The 13,885-nt window shown below is 40.6% G+C and carries 15 protein-coding genes; 10 read left to right on the forward strand and 5 right to left on the reverse strand.

The window, feature by feature from the left end; genetic code table 11:
- The first annotated feature begins 78 nt into the window (after positions 1-78).
- Complete coding sequence (locus V7K53_RS08860) at positions 79-822, forward strand: response regulator transcription factor (protein WP_335005140.1); 744 nt, start codon at positions 79-81, stop codon at positions 820-822.
- Positions 823-1,254: 432 nt separating this feature from the next.
- Positions 1,255-1,719: a hypothetical protein gene (locus V7K53_RS08865; RefSeq protein ID WP_335197170.1), complete on the forward strand. Its 465-nt coding sequence runs from the start codon at positions 1,255-1,257 to the stop codon at positions 1,717-1,719.
- 97 nt (positions 1,720-1,816) lie between these two features.
- Here the strand turns inward: V7K53_RS08865 and V7K53_RS08870 are convergent, their stop codons facing one another.
- Positions 1,817-2,659, reverse strand: a complete 843-nt coding sequence (locus tag V7K53_RS08870) for a methyltransferase domain-containing protein (protein WP_335197171.1) — start codon at positions 2,657-2,659, stop codon at positions 1,817-1,819.
- A gap of 267 nt (positions 2,660-2,926) precedes the next feature.
- Between V7K53_RS08870 and V7K53_RS08875 the strand changes: the two genes are divergently transcribed.
- Positions 2,927-4,261, forward strand: coding sequence for a TrkH family potassium uptake protein (locus tag V7K53_RS08875; protein ID WP_335197172.1), 1,335 nt, complete (start codon positions 2,927-2,929; stop codon positions 4,259-4,261).
- 156 nt (positions 4,262-4,417) lie between these two features.
- Positions 4,418-5,113: a potassium channel family protein gene (locus tag V7K53_RS08880; protein ID WP_322639626.1), complete on the forward strand. Its 696-nt coding sequence runs from the start codon at positions 4,418-4,420 to the stop codon at positions 5,111-5,113.
- A 208-nt stretch (positions 5,114-5,321) separates the two neighbouring features.
- On the opposite strand, the gene V7K53_RS08885 is transcribed toward V7K53_RS08880, so the two are convergent.
- Together V7K53_RS08885 and queA are read right to left on the reverse strand one after the other, a co-directional pair.
- Positions 5,322-6,422 (reverse strand): tetratricopeptide repeat protein, encoded by a 1,101-nt coding sequence (locus tag V7K53_RS08885; protein ID WP_335197173.1) that lies wholly within the window; start codon positions 6,420-6,422, stop codon positions 5,322-5,324.
- A 111-nt stretch (positions 6,423-6,533) separates the two neighbouring features.
- Positions 6,534-7,733: a tRNA preQ1(34) S-adenosylmethionine ribosyltransferase-isomerase QueA gene (queA, locus tag V7K53_RS08890; protein ID WP_335197244.1), complete on the reverse strand. Its 1,200-nt coding sequence runs from the start codon at positions 7,731-7,733 to the stop codon at positions 6,534-6,536.
- 245 nt (positions 7,734-7,978) lie between these two features.
- Here queA and V7K53_RS08895 point away from each other — a divergent pair, with 245 nt between their 5' ends.
- Positions 7,979-8,368 (forward strand): hypothetical protein, encoded by a 390-nt coding sequence (locus tag V7K53_RS08895; protein WP_012412259.1) that lies wholly within the window; start codon positions 7,979-7,981, stop codon positions 8,366-8,368.
- A 71-nt stretch (positions 8,369-8,439) separates the two neighbouring features.
- Here the strand turns inward: V7K53_RS08895 and V7K53_RS08900 are convergent, their stop codons facing one another.
- The gene (locus V7K53_RS08900) at positions 8,440-8,970 is read right to left on the reverse strand and encodes a YraN family protein (RefSeq protein WP_335197174.1); all 531 of its coding nucleotides are present in this window, start codon (positions 8,968-8,970) and stop codon (positions 8,440-8,442) included.
- 14 nt (positions 8,971-8,984) lie between these two features.
- Here V7K53_RS08900 and V7K53_RS08905 point away from each other — a divergent pair, with 14 nt between their 5' ends.
- Complete coding sequence (locus V7K53_RS08905) at positions 8,985-9,590, forward strand: pentapeptide repeat-containing protein (protein ID WP_442940476.1); 606 nt, start codon at positions 8,985-8,987, stop codon at positions 9,588-9,590.
- 63 nt (positions 9,591-9,653) lie between these two features.
- On the opposite strand, the gene V7K53_RS08910 is transcribed toward V7K53_RS08905, so the two are convergent.
- Positions 9,654-10,031: a hypothetical protein gene (locus V7K53_RS08910; RefSeq protein WP_335197176.1), complete on the reverse strand. Its 378-nt coding sequence runs from the start codon at positions 10,029-10,031 to the stop codon at positions 9,654-9,656.
- Between the two features lie 163 nt (positions 10,032-10,194).
- On the opposite strand from V7K53_RS08910, the gene V7K53_RS08915 reads away from it, so the two are divergent.
- The 4 genes from V7K53_RS08915 (at position 10,195) to V7K53_RS08930 (ending at position 13,823) form a co-directional block, all read left to right on the forward strand.
- Positions 10,195-10,974 (forward strand): Uma2 family endonuclease, encoded by a 780-nt coding sequence (locus V7K53_RS08915; protein ID WP_335197177.1) that lies wholly within the window; start codon positions 10,195-10,197, stop codon positions 10,972-10,974.
- Between the two features lie 95 nt (positions 10,975-11,069).
- A complete protein-coding gene (locus V7K53_RS08920) occupies positions 11,070-11,198 on the forward strand; it encodes a hypothetical protein (protein WP_335197178.1) in 129 nt (42 codons plus the stop codon).
- A 348-nt stretch (positions 11,199-11,546) separates the two neighbouring features.
- Positions 11,547-12,917 (forward strand): AAA family ATPase, encoded by a 1,371-nt coding sequence (locus V7K53_RS08925; protein WP_335197179.1) that lies wholly within the window; start codon positions 11,547-11,549, stop codon positions 12,915-12,917.
- On the forward strand, positions 12,918-13,823 hold the full coding sequence (locus V7K53_RS08930; RefSeq protein WP_335197180.1) for a DUF4435 domain-containing protein: 906 nt from the start codon (positions 12,918-12,920) through the stop codon (positions 13,821-13,823).
- Positions 13,824-13,885 lie beyond the last annotated feature (62 nt).

Raw genomic sequence — 13,885 nt, forward strand, 5'->3', positions numbered from 1 at the left:
TTCATCATTGATTCAAAAATCTTTGTATCTATCAAAGGTTGTTAATTATCCTTAATAAGTAGTAATAATTTTTTAAGAATGCCGAGGATTCTTGTCATAGACGATGACCCAGCGATTTCAGAACTAGTTGCCGTCAACTTGGAAATGGCTGGCTACGATGTTAGTCAAGCTGAAGACGGCATCAAAGGTCAAGCGCTGGCTCTCCAGCTACAACCAGACTTGATCATGCTCGATTTAATGTTGCCCAGGGTAGATGGGTTTACCGTTTGCCAACGCCTGCGCCGCGACGATCGCACCTCTGAGATTCCCGTGTTAATGTTGACGGCTTTGAGCCAAACTCAGGATAAGGTGGAAGGCTTCAATGCTGGCGCAGATGACTACCTCACCAAACCTTTTGAAGTTGAAGAACTGCTGGCGCGGGTGCGGGCACTTTTGCGGCGGACTGACCGGATTCCCCAAGCCGCAAAGCACAGTGAGATTCTCAACTATGGCTCATTAACCCTCGTTCCCGAAAGATTTGAGGCAATATGGTTCAATGAGACGGTGAAATTGACTCACTTGGAATTTGAGCTACTTCACTGCTTGCTGCAACGCCACGGTCAAACAGTTTCTCCCAGCGAAATCCTCAGAGAAGTTTGGGGCTACGATCCTGATGATGACATAGAAACGATTCGAGTGCATATTCGCCACTTGCGAACCAAGCTAGAACCAGATCCTCGCCATCCCCGCTATATCAAGACAGTGTATGGTGCTGGATACTGTCTTGAATTACCCGGTGTACCTCCATCCAATGAAGGAGCTTCGGTAACAGTCGTTGAATAAAATGACGCTAAATTCCCTTAAACTTTGCTATCACGTAGGCAAGAACTCTCTGTAACTCTTATTACTTACCGCTTAGTTAAGGTTATTAGTGGAATTTAGTAGTATGTAGAGATGTTGCGATACAACGTCTCTACAAGCGTATCCTTGAGATTTTAAGATAAAGCTTATTTTGTCAATAAGTTAAAATACTTAAAATAAGTTTAATTACAATGATAATCATGTGGTAAAGAGGGAGAGGATGCGAGTATAGATCGCACTCCTCTGCCTCTTTTTGATTATCATTATTTTCAAAGTCTTTGACAGCTTAAATATTATATGAAAAAGTTATAAAAAAGTATTGTAACGACAGAATAACTTTGTCAAAAACATGCTTAATTCTTAGGTAAATTCAATTTATCAAACTGAAATATATACAAAATAGGAGTTAAAAAAATGCGGCTTTTTATAAAAGGTTATTTGGTGAGTATGTTGGCTGGAGTCATAAGCTTAATGGCGAACCAAGCTTTGGCAGTAACGGGGCCAGGAGCTACTATGAAGAATTCCTTTCCCCAAGACAATTCATGTTTAAGCACTTCGAGTTATGGGGGAATTATCAATAACTGTAGTTACAGTGTTCAAGTTGTAGGAACTTTGCAACTGTCACCAGGTTCTCACCCAACGTCAGTCAGAATTTATGGAAATAATAGCTCGTGTCAAGCAGTTTCGATTAATGGTGTTGGAAACGCTACCTCGCTTAGTTTTCTAACTTATACTACTTCTGGGCCAAAAGTTTGGCAAACCCTGAATCTCGGTAGCTTTGATGTATATGATGGGCCTGATGGGAATAGCGAAACAGGTACACTTTTTAGGTGTTCACTCGAAGCTGGTGGCATTATAGGCAATTTCACAGCAAAGTAAGGTTTCTGAAGGTAGATATTAGCCGTCATTGAATTTCTTAAATTGTAGTGCGATCGCGCTGTGGTGAAACAGCGCGGTTTTCTCCCAAAGAACGTTTCTACTTATTCCCGCACAATAAACCAAACCGAACTAACCCGCGCTCATAACCGCGACGCATCAACCCCAGTGATAACGCGCCTTGAATGGTAGTCCAACCGGCGTTGAGTAAGCCCCAAAGTGCTTGGGGAGTAAATGCCGAATCAATGACTACATTCCAAAAGGGAGCGACGGCGGTTGACCAATCGGCGGTGCGAATATTGTTTAATGGAAGTTGACGTGCGATCGCTTCATACTCTGGTAAAGAAATCACATAAGGCAAACAATACACCCGATAAATATCCTGCAAGTGCTTTTCTTCATCCGGTGTCAGTGGTAACTTATCAGTCGCTCGATGACACCAAGTCACCATAATTAACTTGCCACCAGGTTTCAACACCCGATAGCACTCCTGGAGAAACTTAGTTTTATCTGGCATGTGTTCGCCGCTTTCCAGCGACCAAACTAAGTCAAAAGAATTATCAGCAAAAGGCATTGCTTGAGCATTGGCGACTTGAAACTGAGTTTTCAGACTCAAATTCGCTTCCGTTGCGCGTTCCGTTGCTCTCGCAGCTTGCACAGGACTCAAAGTAATCCCTGTAGCCTTAGCATTAAACTTTTCTGCTAGGTATAAAGAACTACCACCAATACCACAACCCACATCAAGGATATTTTCTGCTGCTTGTACCCCCGCCCAATTGAGCAGTTCCTCGATTAAATCAATTTGAGCTTGACGGCGGTCTTTTTTCTGGCTGCCATCGACACCGTAGTAGCCGTGGTGCATGTGTTCGCCCCAAATCTGTTCCCACAGACCGGAGGAAGCATCGTAGAACTGCTGAATTTGCTCGTAAAGTGTTGCACTCATGAAAAAAGTAATATTGAGACGAAGTATAATTCAAAAAAAACATACTTGTAGGCTACCATGTGTGTTTTTAATTAAATAAGAGTATTTTTGTTCCAAGAAAAGTAAACCAGGATTTATCCTCCTTGGATAAATCCTGGTTTACCTTAATAAACAGTTCTTGCTCGAATTTATACTAAGTAATCCCAAGTGTGGCTACAGATTGAAGTATGTGCCAACCCATATTAAATCTGGCTTTTTGAATTTTGAATTTTGAATTTTGAATTAATTATGACCGTTTCTCGCACAGTTTGTCTGGGATTTTTGGCTGTCATCACTATAGGAACAATCTTGCTGATGATGCCTCTCTCTACTAGCGATGGTACTTGGAACGACCCTATTGTGGCGCTGTTCACTTCGACATCCGCAGTTTGTGTTACTGGCTTATCAGTGGTTGACCCTGGTAGTTATTTTTCTTTTTGGGGTCAGTTGTTTATGACACTGCTGGTTCAGATTGGCGGTTTGGGCTACATGACAAGCACTACCTTTCTAATTCTGCTAATTGGACGCAAGTTTGACTTGCGACAAAAGGTAGCTATTCAACAAGCTTTAGACCGACCAGGAATGAGCGGGAGTGCCCAAGTTATCCGTTCAATTATTGCCACAACTTTAATTTTTGAAATTACAGGAATATTCTTACTTCTACCAGCTTTTGTTCCAAAATTTGGTTGGAATCAAGGACTTTGGTTGTCGATTTTTCATAGTGTTAATGCTTGGAATAATGCTGGTTTTAGTTTATTTAAAGATAACTTAATTGGTTATCAGTCCTCCTTATTAGTAGTCTTCACCATCACCATGTTGATTATCTTTGGGGGAATTGGCTATCAAGTAATTTTGGAAATGTATCTTTGGTTGCGCGATCGCATTCTCAAAAAAAATCATAACCAAATATTTTCCCTAGATTTTAAAGTTGCAACTAGTACAACTATTATCTTATTAGTAATAGGGACAATCGCCTTTTTCTGTATAGAAATCAGAAACCCTGAAACATTTGGTTATCTAAATTTACGTGGACAAATATTAGTAGCTTGGTTTCAATCAGTTACTCCCAGAACTGCTGGCTTTAACACCATCGATATTGGCAAAATGACTACCGCTGGTCTATTTATTACGATTGCGCTGATGTTTATTGGTGCAAGTCCAGGTGGTACAGGAGGAGGAATGAAAACAACAACCCTGAGAGTCTTGACCAGTTGCACTAAAACGATTCTCCAGGGAAAAGAAGAAGTTTTATTGTACGATCGCAAAATAGCAATATCTTTAATTTTGAAAGCTGTAGGTGTGTTAGTGGGTTCAGTAGCGACGGTTATTTTAGCTACTATTATAATTAGCCTCACAGATCCAACATTAGATTTTATCCAAATTTTGTTTGAAGTGGTATCAGCCTTTGCTACCGTGGGGCTTTCTACAGGCATTACAGCAAGTATCTCCACAGCAGCAAAGCTGATCTTAATTGTCACTATGTACATTGGACGAGTAGGTGTTTTACTACTTATGTCTGCTGTACTAGGAGACCCACGTCCAACCAGAATTCACTATCCTGAAGAAAATTTGCTCGTAGGATAGTTAGGGAGAGAATAATTCTTGACAACTGACTAATGGTTAATGACTAATGACTAAACTGATAAAATATACATTGAAAGGCAAAAATAAAATTTTTAATTCAAGCGGTATAACCGTTTTTTGCCCTAAATACAGGGAGCCATCATAAGGATAAAAAGGGTGAATCTGTCATCATTAAGTTTTTTTCGCAGTTTACGTAAAGATAACCAGCAATTTGCTGTAGTTGGGTTAGGTCGTTTTGGTAGGTCTGTCTGTTCCACGCTGCACAATTTTGGTTATCAAGTGCTAGCAACAGATATTGATGAAAAACGAGTTTCAGAAGCATTAACTGAGGGAATAGTTGGTCATGCTTTGCAACTAGACTCTACAGAACCAGCCGCACTCAAAGAAGCTGGAATTTTTGAATTTGATACTGTAATTGTCGCGATTGGCAACTACGTTCAAGAAAGTATCATAACCACCCTAAATGTGAAAGAGGCTGGTGTACCTCATGTAGTTGCTAAAGCTTCTAGTGAAGTTCACCGTAAACTGTTGCGGCGAGTAGGAGCAGATCATGTTGTTTTTCCTGAGTATGAAGCGGGTTGTGCCCTAGCGCGTACTCTTACCAAACCAGCAATTCTAGATCGGTTTGACCTCGACCCAGATAACAGTATTGTAGAGTTGATTGTGCCTGATGAATTTCACGGTAAAACCATCACCGAACTTCAACTTCGTAACCGCTATGGTTTAAATTTACTAGCAGTAAGCCAGGATGGGAAATTTCAAATTAATCCTGATGCTACCAAGCGTTTAGAGCGTGGTTCAGCAATGGTTGTTATTGGTTGCAATAAAGATATTAATCGTTTGCCGATTTAAAAAAGTTAGGAGTTAGGAGTTATGCCATATGCAACTTTTATTCAAGCCTAACCTTAAGTAGAGAATAGGCTTACTGCATGAATCAAAAGCCCTCACCCTAAATCCCTCTCCCAAGCTTGGGAGAGGGACTTTGAAATTGGCTCCTCTTCTCACAAAATTGGGAGAAGAGGTTGGGGGATGAGGGCAAATCGCCTTAACTCTGAGTTTTTTATTGTCCGGGATTTGTTGAAGTGGATTGTGGTTCAACTGAGACAGGCACATCGCCAGGGTTCGCGGGCATTTCTGATTGATTTGGCGTCTGTGGCTCAGGTGTTTGTACTGTAGAATCTGAACTCTGAGAAGGAGTAGCTGTTTGACTGGCTTGAGGTTGCTGTTGCCCAGTTTTCTGAGCAATTTGCTGCATTAACTGCTCAATTTTCTGGGCTTGTTCAATGTTACCTTGCTCGCGATATTCATTGTGAGCGCGTTTCAAAACTCCACTGGCTTTTTTGAATTCGCCCTGATTATATAAAGTTACTCCCAGGTTATAGTAAGCTGAGGCACTTTTTGGATTTAGGCGAATAGCTTGCCGATAAACAGAAATAGCCTCAGGAGCTTGACCATGCATTGCTAGCAAATTTGCCATGTTGCTGTAGGCTGCGGCATTTTTAGGATCTAGCTTCAAAGCTTGGCGATAACTGGCGATCGCAGGCTCGATTTGACCTTGTTGTTGCAAGGCGATCGCTAAGTTAAGATAAGCATTGGCATTGCTGCTATCTAGATTAATTGCTTTTTGGTATGCAGCGATCGCTTCCTCTGACTTTCCTTGTTCGTATAGCAACAAACCCAGATTATACAGCGCTGCCACCCTTGTGGAATCTATCGCCAAGCTCTGGCGATAAGCGGTAATTGCTGCATCTTTTTCTCCTTGTCGGTGCAACACTAACCCTAAGTTGTAATAAGCTTCGCTAGAATTGGGATTAACTTTTATCGCCTCTGTAAATTCTTGTAAAGCTACATCTAGGCGATTTTGCTCTATCAATATATTACCGAGATAATTTCGTGCTGCTCCAAGGTTAGGATCTCGTCGCAACGCTTGGCGAAAGGCATATTCTGCACCTTGTAAGTCTTGGCGGTTATAGCGCGTAACTCCTTGCTGGAAAAAGCTAGCTGCTTCGAGATCCTGAGAAATTGCAGTTTCTGCCAGCAGCTTGCTAACTGGGAAATTAGTAATTGTCGGTGCAGCCAAGAGCAAAAATGCAGAACAGCCACCGAGTGTCACCTGACAAAATAAATTTAACCAATGAGAAAATAGGTATTTTTCAGACATTAATAGCAGACCTGTACTTATTTTTAACCTCTTATAAGTCAGAGTACCCACCACGAAAGAAAAAATTCCCAATTATCCAACTTTTAACTCCTAACTCTTGTACAGACGCGATTAATCGCCTCTCTCCCCACTCCCCGCTCCCGTAGCTGACGGCAAAATTAGCATGGCATCACCGAATGAATAAAAGCGATATCCAAAAGCGATCGCTTCGTTGTATATATTCAATAATCGTTGTCTGCCAATTAGGGCACTTACCAACATCAACAAACTAGAACGCGGTAAGTGAAAATTCGTAATCAAACCATCCACCACCCGCCATTGGTAGCCGGGATAAATAAACAAGTCTGTTTTTCCGCAAAATGGTTGTAAATTACCCGATTGAGCCGCCCCTTCCAAAGCCCGTACTGCCGTTGTTCCCACAGCAATAATTCGACCGCCAGCAGCTTTCGTGGCGCGGATTTGCTCTACTGTAGCTGCGGGAACTTCAATCCATTCCTCATGCATCTGATGGGTAGTTACATCTTCCACTTCCACAGGGCGAAAAGTGCCGACACCAACGTGTAGCGTCACAAAAGCTCGATCGATTTTGCGATCGCGCAACTTTTGTAATAATTCTGGGGTAAAGTGTAATCCTGCCGTCGGAGCTGCGATCGCTCCTGGCTGTTTAGCATAAACTGTCTGATACTGCTCATCAGCAGCTTCTGAGGTAGTGATATATGGTGGTAACGGTACTTCACCAAATACCTCTAACAGTTCCACCAAAGTCTTACCCTCTGGTACATCAAATTGCAACAAACGCCCCCCGGTAGCTGCATCTGTTTCTAGAACCGTAGCCGTGAGTTGGTGACTGGGTACTAGGGAAGAATCTTTACAATCCTCAATTCCTAATTGCCTTGCTGTAAAAACAATCTTCGCTCCCCGTTTGAAGCTTTTTCCTGGCTTAACTAAAGCTAACCAACAGTTATGCTGCCGTTCTTCCAACAGCAACACCTGGATTTTCGCACCAGTGGATTTATGACCATAAAGCCGCGCTGGAATGACTCTTGTATTGTTCATAACCAACAAATCACCAGAGCGCAGCAGTGCAGGCAAATCATGGAAAATATGGTGTAGAGGTGCTGTTTCGATGCCTGTAGTCGGAGAATCAACTACCAGTAACCGCGAACTATCTCTAGGAACTGCTGGGTTTTGGGCAATGAGTTCTGGAGGTAGTTCGTAGTCATAGCCAGCTACCGAGCAATCTAATTCCAAATTTTTTTCTTGTGGGCTAGATGTATCTTTCAAATTGACTTGTACTAGTTTTTGGTTTATTTAGTATTTATACTCTCTTAAAAAGGCTGAGTTAAGTTTTACCTTCTAAAGGAACTTTAAGGCATCTTTACTCAGTTTTGCCGCTAGGCTATAAGATTGTTACTATTAAGTAACACGGAAAAATTAACATAAAAATTGGGTAAACCTCCCCATCTAAAAACGGGGGCTTTTACCCTACCGGGAACAGGCACTGATTGACGAATATAGATATGTAGGATTGGCTTTGATCCCAAGCACCAACAAACATGGAATACTTGTACTATCTGGCAAATGCCAGTCTAACCCTGAGGGTCGTTCAACACCTCCACGCTAGACCCCAGACACCAGTTTCGTTCGTCACCGTAATTCATCAAATTGATGGCTGGGTGGTTAGGATCAAACTCAAAGGTCAAGTCTCGCCCCAAGAAGATGGCGACTTTCGGGCTTTTCTAAATGAATTAGGAATTAGCTACGAACCGCCAATGAGGGTGCAAATGGCACTTTGGAGTTTGGAAGCTGGACAGTGCCCTGTGGATGTGATGCGTCGTTATCAGGTAGCGATCGTTTCTCACGGTAGCCCAGAAAGAGACGAAATTGAAGCGTTCCGGCAGCAGTTTGTCCGGGGCTTAGGTTACTGTCCAGAAACTTTAGCGTGAGACTATATTAGTTGTAACGCTACTACAAAATTATTGGTCATTGGTAATTAAGATATTTTATCGATTACCAATTAACCATTATTAATTAAAGAGTCAAAAGCTGCCAGAATATATTCTTGCAGCTTAAACTTGTATCCGGGTACTGATGAAGTAGCTAGAGCTTCCTGATTTGCTGTAACCCCAGTCAGATTTTTTGATATCCTTTGACAGTAGACAATAGCAACATCAAATCGACAAGAATAATCTGCCTTCTCAGGATACTGGGCTAAGAATGTTTCAGCTGTACGACAGATTTTTGCTTGCTTTTGTGGAGTGATTGCGCTTCTTCCCCCGGCATCCCAACTACCTGAACTGCGGGTTTTGACCTCAACAAATGCCAATATTGAGTGCTGAGTGCTGAGTTCTCCTACTGCTCCTCTGCTCCCCTGCTCCCCTGCTGCCTCTGCTTTTCTATCATATTCAGCGATGATATCAATTTCCCCCCAGCGACAAGAAAAGCGACGATGAAGAATTATCCAACCAGTAGATTGCAACCATTGCGCTACTAGGTCTTCTCCTAATGAACCAATATCTGGATAATGAGATGGAGGAAGGTTAGCCATTGACTAAAAATATGATGAATTCTGTGAATTCTAGGTTAAGCGATGCCTGCGGCGGTCTACGCCTACGCACAACGGGTTCTACACTCGACTTATCCCGAACAAAGTTGAGATTGAAGTATAAAACAGACCATCACATTTGGGCAAGCATACTCAGCTTATTCCTGTGGGGAATAATTGCCATCACCGCAACGGTCGGTTTTGCTCCAACAGCTTTGGCACTTGAATATAATAAGGAAATTTTGGTCGAGGCTGATTTTTCAGGACGTGATTTAACAGACTCTAGCTTTACTAAAGCTAATCTTCGCCAGAGCAACTTCAGTCACGCTAATTTGAACGGTGTCAGTTTCTTTGCAGCAAATTTGGAGTCTGCGAATTTGGAGGGTTCTGATTTAAGAAATGCCACTTTAGACTCGGCTCGTTTAGTCAGAGCAAATTTGACAAATGCACTGTTGGAGGGTGCCTTTGCTGCTAACGCCAGATTTGATGGTGCAATCATTGACGGGGCAGATTTTACCGATACGCTGCTGCGTCCCGATGAGCAAAAAAAATTGTGCAAACTTGCCAAAGGGACTAATCCGATTACAGGACGAGATACGCGTGACACGTTGTTTTGTCCTTAGTATTTTCTACCTGGCACTGGGATTGGGCATGGGGCATTCCCCACTTCCCACTCCCTACTTAACCTACCAACCATCTGCACCAATCTTTTGACAAACAATTTGCATTCCTTTGCCTGGTGAAGAATTAGCTACAAAAGGTATTTCTCCTTTTTCTCCATCCTCTTGAAGTAGCTGTCCCTCCGAACCATAAATGGCAATGCGATTCCGAAAAAGCCGCGATTCTTTGCACGAAGCATGGAATGTAGTCTCGAAAATGCCATCACCATACATTCCGTAAAGCTTGTATGTAGTGCCTTTTATAGTTTCCGTATCCAGAGCTACACTGTTTCCTAATTTATCATGCCCTACAGTGATATATCTTTGTGCATCTTCAGCGAGCGCACTGCCATTACTCAATAAAATAGCGATCGCTCCCACCATACCGCCTATCTTAAAATACATACAGTTTCAAAATATAAGATTTCATATATTTCTATCCGCAATCAAAGCGGTTCTGGCAGGGTAAAAGCACTGAAATCAAGATATAGCAAGGTGTTATACTAGGTTGTAATACATTATGGGAAGCGTAAAGCACTAAATAAATAGCTGCAATACTTTTCAAAGTATGAGTGAAACACTTGCTGATATTGCCATACCGCCTCAGTTTCCCGATCACACTCAACTACCAGAGTCTGATGGTACGTTTGTGAAAAATTTTCAAGAGCATCCCCAAACCGTCATTTTGACAGACTCAATTGCTCAAGTTTTGCAACGCTTACATCCAGATGGACAGTATTGCATTGGTCAGGATTGTGGTATTTACTGGCGAGAGACTGAACCACCAGAAAAAGGAGCAGCAGCACCGGATTGGTTTTATGTCCCTGGTGTACCACCAAGGCTAGATGGCAAAAACCGCCGCTCCTATGTTTTGTGGCGGGAATACATACCGCCATTGATTGCCGTAGAACTAGCTAGTGGTAATGGCGATGAAGAACGAGATGTTACTCCTTTACCTCTAGCTGGTAGTCGGGAAGGCGCAAAACCAGGTAAATTCTGGGTATATGAGCGAATAATCCGAATTCCCTACTATGCCATTTATGAAATTAGTAATGACAAACTGGAGGTTTATCACCTGGTAGATTTTTCTTACCACAAAATGCAGCCTAATGAGCGAGGTCACTACCCAATTCCTCCTTTAGGAGTAGAACTAGGGTTATGGCAAGGAAGCTACTTGAATAATCCTGAGCAATTTTGGTTGCGCTGGTGGGATTTAGAAGGAAATCTGTTACTGATTGGTCAAGAAGAAGCTGAGTTGCAAAGGCATAGAGCCGAGCAAGCAGAACGAAAAGCTGCACAATTAGCAGAACGGCTCAGGGCAATGGGTATCGATCCAGATGTAGAGTAATATTTACTAAGTTATGGTAAGCCGAAAAACTTAGTAATTACAGGCAAAAGCTTACCACAGACTTCAACTAGCTTTTGAGTAGAAGGCAATCAGCAATGTCTACGACGGACTACGCCAACGCACCTTTCAAGAACTTGAGAGCTGTTTTTGCTATCTTCTGCATGGCTCCATTTTTTGGGTTTGGCAGTGGGGCGATCGCATCTGTGTTTAAATGGAAACCATAAGAAAATAAGCTAATCCTTCAAACCCTGTAGCGATTGCCTCAAAGCAAATTGTAAAAAAGTTTGAACAAAGACCAAAGTAAGAAACTTTTGCACGGCATTTTTGACCATTGGTCGGCACAGTCCAGCGATATCAAAGGTTTTGAGAGTCTCCTCTTATTCGTACAACAACACTTAAGTTACCGTTGAAGTAGAAAATAGGGCTGTGTAACGAGTTTTCAGTAGAGCATTATGCTGAGTAAGCAGTTATTAGCTATCCTTAAGAAGCTGTTTACTGTCAAAAGACTCATTAATAATCCACTTGAGTTATTTTTCGACTATCTTAATCATTAGCTACTGGAACTTCTAGTTATGTTGCTAGGTGATCATTTGAATTCAAGTCAGCTAAAATCATTTTCGATTAATGGCTTGTTTGGTTTTAAGAATGTAAAAATTCCTTTTGAGAAGGAAGCCGTTATTCTGATTGCAGAAAATGGTTCAGGGAAAACTACTATTTTAAATGCTTTATACTACTCAATTTCTTGCAAGTTTCACAAGTTAAGGGCTATAGATTTTGATTCAGTAATTCTTGAGTTTGAATCTGGAGTCAGTGTCGAGATAAAAAAAATTGATTTAAAGTCATATTATCAAGGTGATATTTTTGAATTTATTTCTTTGCTCAGACCGTATTTATCTAGCCGAGAAATAGATAGATTGAGGATGGAGGTTAAAAAAGGTTCATCGTCTGAACTCGTTCGCAGACAGTTGTTTGAACTGATAGCGAAATATGCTTTACCCTCCAGATATATGGAAATAGCAGAAGAAATTGATTTGAGACTTAGACGCGATCAAGAAGGAGATCAAAAAAGTAAAATCGATAAAATTATAAAAACTATTCAAGAAAATCTAAATGAAACTATTCTATATTTTCCAACATATAGGAGGATCGAAGAAGATATAAAGAACTTGGGGTATGAAGAAGAGAGATTTGAGCGCCTGAACTTTAGTGAGGGAGAAGGTAAGCTTATTCAATTCGGAATGAATGATGTCATTGGCAAGTTTGATGAGATAAAAAAAGCCATTAAAGACTCAGCACTTAATCTCTTTTCAAAAGTAACGGGTGAAATTTTAACTCAGTTTGTTGAGGGAATTGAAATTAATCAAGAAATGAGAGACAGCATTCAGCCTGACACGTTGAATATAGTTTTAAGTCGTGTTGGCGAAAAAAATATATCAAAATCTGATAGGGAGAGAATTGAAAAACTAGTAAGTTCAGGAGAAATAAATTCTCCTCAATATGATCAGCTCGTCTATTTTTTATCAAAATTAGTTGGTTTGTATGAACAGCAAAAAGAAAAAGATGAGTCCATAAACCAATTGGCCACAATATGCAACGAGTATTTAAATAAAAAACGTATTATTTATGATGAAGCTAATGTAGATATATCTATAGTACAAACTAGAAATATCAGCCCGATTGAGATTAGAAACCTTTCATCCGGAGAAAAGCAAATCATCTCACTCTTTTCCAAGATTTATTTGGAGTCCTCCGAGGACTTTATTCTACTGTTTGATGAGCCAGAATTATCACTATCTATTGAATGGCAAAAGCTTTTACTTCCGGATATTTTGAAGTCAGGGAAATGTAGGCTACTTGTAGCAGTCACTCATTCCCCATTTATCTTCGATAACGAGTTAGATTTGAATGCCAATGATCTAGATATTTTTGTGCGAGAGGAATGAATGTCAGTAGACAATTTAAGAGCTTCGCGTGGAAAAGCTGTCGTCATATTTGCTGAATTTACTAGACTTTACAAGCAGTATGATTCTGCACTTTATTGCTTCTTTGAGGGAGAAGATAGTAAGTACTATGGGATTAGAATAAAGAACGTCACAAGACCTGAGAAAGATATTTACCTTAGCTGCAATGGTAAGGAGGGTGTTTTAGATGTTCACAGAATGCTCTCATCCCGTAAACGTTATGCAAATGTTAAAGCGGCTTATTTTGTAGATAAAGATTTTGATATATCAATAAAAGAGACGAGTTTGAATAGGATATATGAAACACCTTGTTACTCAGTAGAAAACTTCTATACATCAGTTCAATGCTTTTCTGAAATTTTGAGAAGTGAATTTAAGCTAACCGAGTCAGATGAAAATTTTCAAAGATGTATTTCTCTTTATACGAAACTACAAGAAGATTTTCATAACGCAGTAGAATTGCTAAATGCTTGGATAGCTTGTCAAAGAGAGCAGTCTAGTAAGTTAAACATTTCGGGGCTTAGTGTATTGCAATTTGTGCATATTGACTTAGATAAAATCACAGTAAAATATACAATTGATGATTTATATGACATGTTTCCAAATGTATCTATTATTCCTCAACGGGAACTAGATATTAAGGTATCTGATCTCCAATCCAACATTCGACAAAAAAGTTTTAGAGGTAAGTTTGAGATTGAGTTTTTATTTTATTTCCTTCAAAAACTTATGAACGAAGCTAATAATGGTAATTATCCATATTTCACTCGAAAGGTGAATATTAAACTACATTTATCAAAAAAGACGATAATTTCTGATTTGTCTCAATACGCTGATACATCAAGCTGTCTCTATAGCTATCTTGAGTCTTTTCAAGTTGCCTATTGAAACGCTAACTGCTCGTGTTACTCTACTATATTGATTTTGAAATCAGGAGAGTAAAGCACATT

This window comes from Nostoc sp. (assembly GCF_036917355.1).
GTDB lineage: Bacteria > Cyanobacteriota > Cyanobacteriia > Cyanobacteriales > Nostocaceae > Nostoc.

Coding starts and splice junctions, on each gene's coding strand:
- V7K53_RS08860 (WP_335005140.1), top strand. CDS start 79: ATGCCGAGGATTCTTGTCATAGACGATGACCCAGCGATTTCAGAACTA.
- V7K53_RS08865 (WP_335197170.1), top strand. CDS start 1,255: ATGCGGCTTTTTATAAAAGGTTATTTGGTGAGTATGTTGGCTGGAGTC.
- V7K53_RS08870 (WP_335197171.1), bottom strand. CDS start 2,659: ATGAGTGCAACACTTTACGAGCAAATTCAGCAGTTCTACGATGCTTCC.
- V7K53_RS08875 (WP_335197172.1), top strand. CDS start 2,927: ATGACCGTTTCTCGCACAGTTTGTCTGGGATTTTTGGCTGTCATCACT.
- V7K53_RS08885 (WP_335197173.1), bottom strand. CDS start 6,422: ATGTCTGAAAAATACCTATTTTCTCATTGGTTAAATTTATTTTGTCAG.
- V7K53_RS08895 (WP_012412259.1), top strand. CDS start 7,979: ATGGAATACTTGTACTATCTGGCAAATGCCAGTCTAACCCTGAGGGTC.
- V7K53_RS08900 (WP_335197174.1), bottom strand. CDS start 8,970: ATGGCTAACCTTCCTCCATCTCATTATCCAGATATTGGTTCATTAGGA.
- V7K53_RS08905 (WP_442940476.1), top strand. CDS start 8,985: ATGAATTCTGTGAATTCTAGGTTAAGCGATGCCTGCGGCGGTCTACGC.
- V7K53_RS08910 (WP_335197176.1), bottom strand. CDS start 10,031: ATGTATTTTAAGATAGGCGGTATGGTGGGAGCGATCGCTATTTTATTG.
- V7K53_RS08915 (WP_335197177.1), top strand. CDS start 10,195: ATGAGTGAAACACTTGCTGATATTGCCATACCGCCTCAGTTTCCCGAT.
- V7K53_RS08920 (WP_335197178.1), top strand. CDS start 11,070: ATGTCTACGACGGACTACGCCAACGCACCTTTCAAGAACTTGAGAGCT.
- V7K53_RS08925 (WP_335197179.1), top strand. CDS start 11,547: ATGTTGCTAGGTGATCATTTGAATTCAAGTCAGCTAAAATCATTTTCG.
- V7K53_RS08930 (WP_335197180.1), top strand. CDS start 12,918: ATGTCAGTAGACAATTTAAGAGCTTCGCGTGGAAAAGCTGTCGTCATA.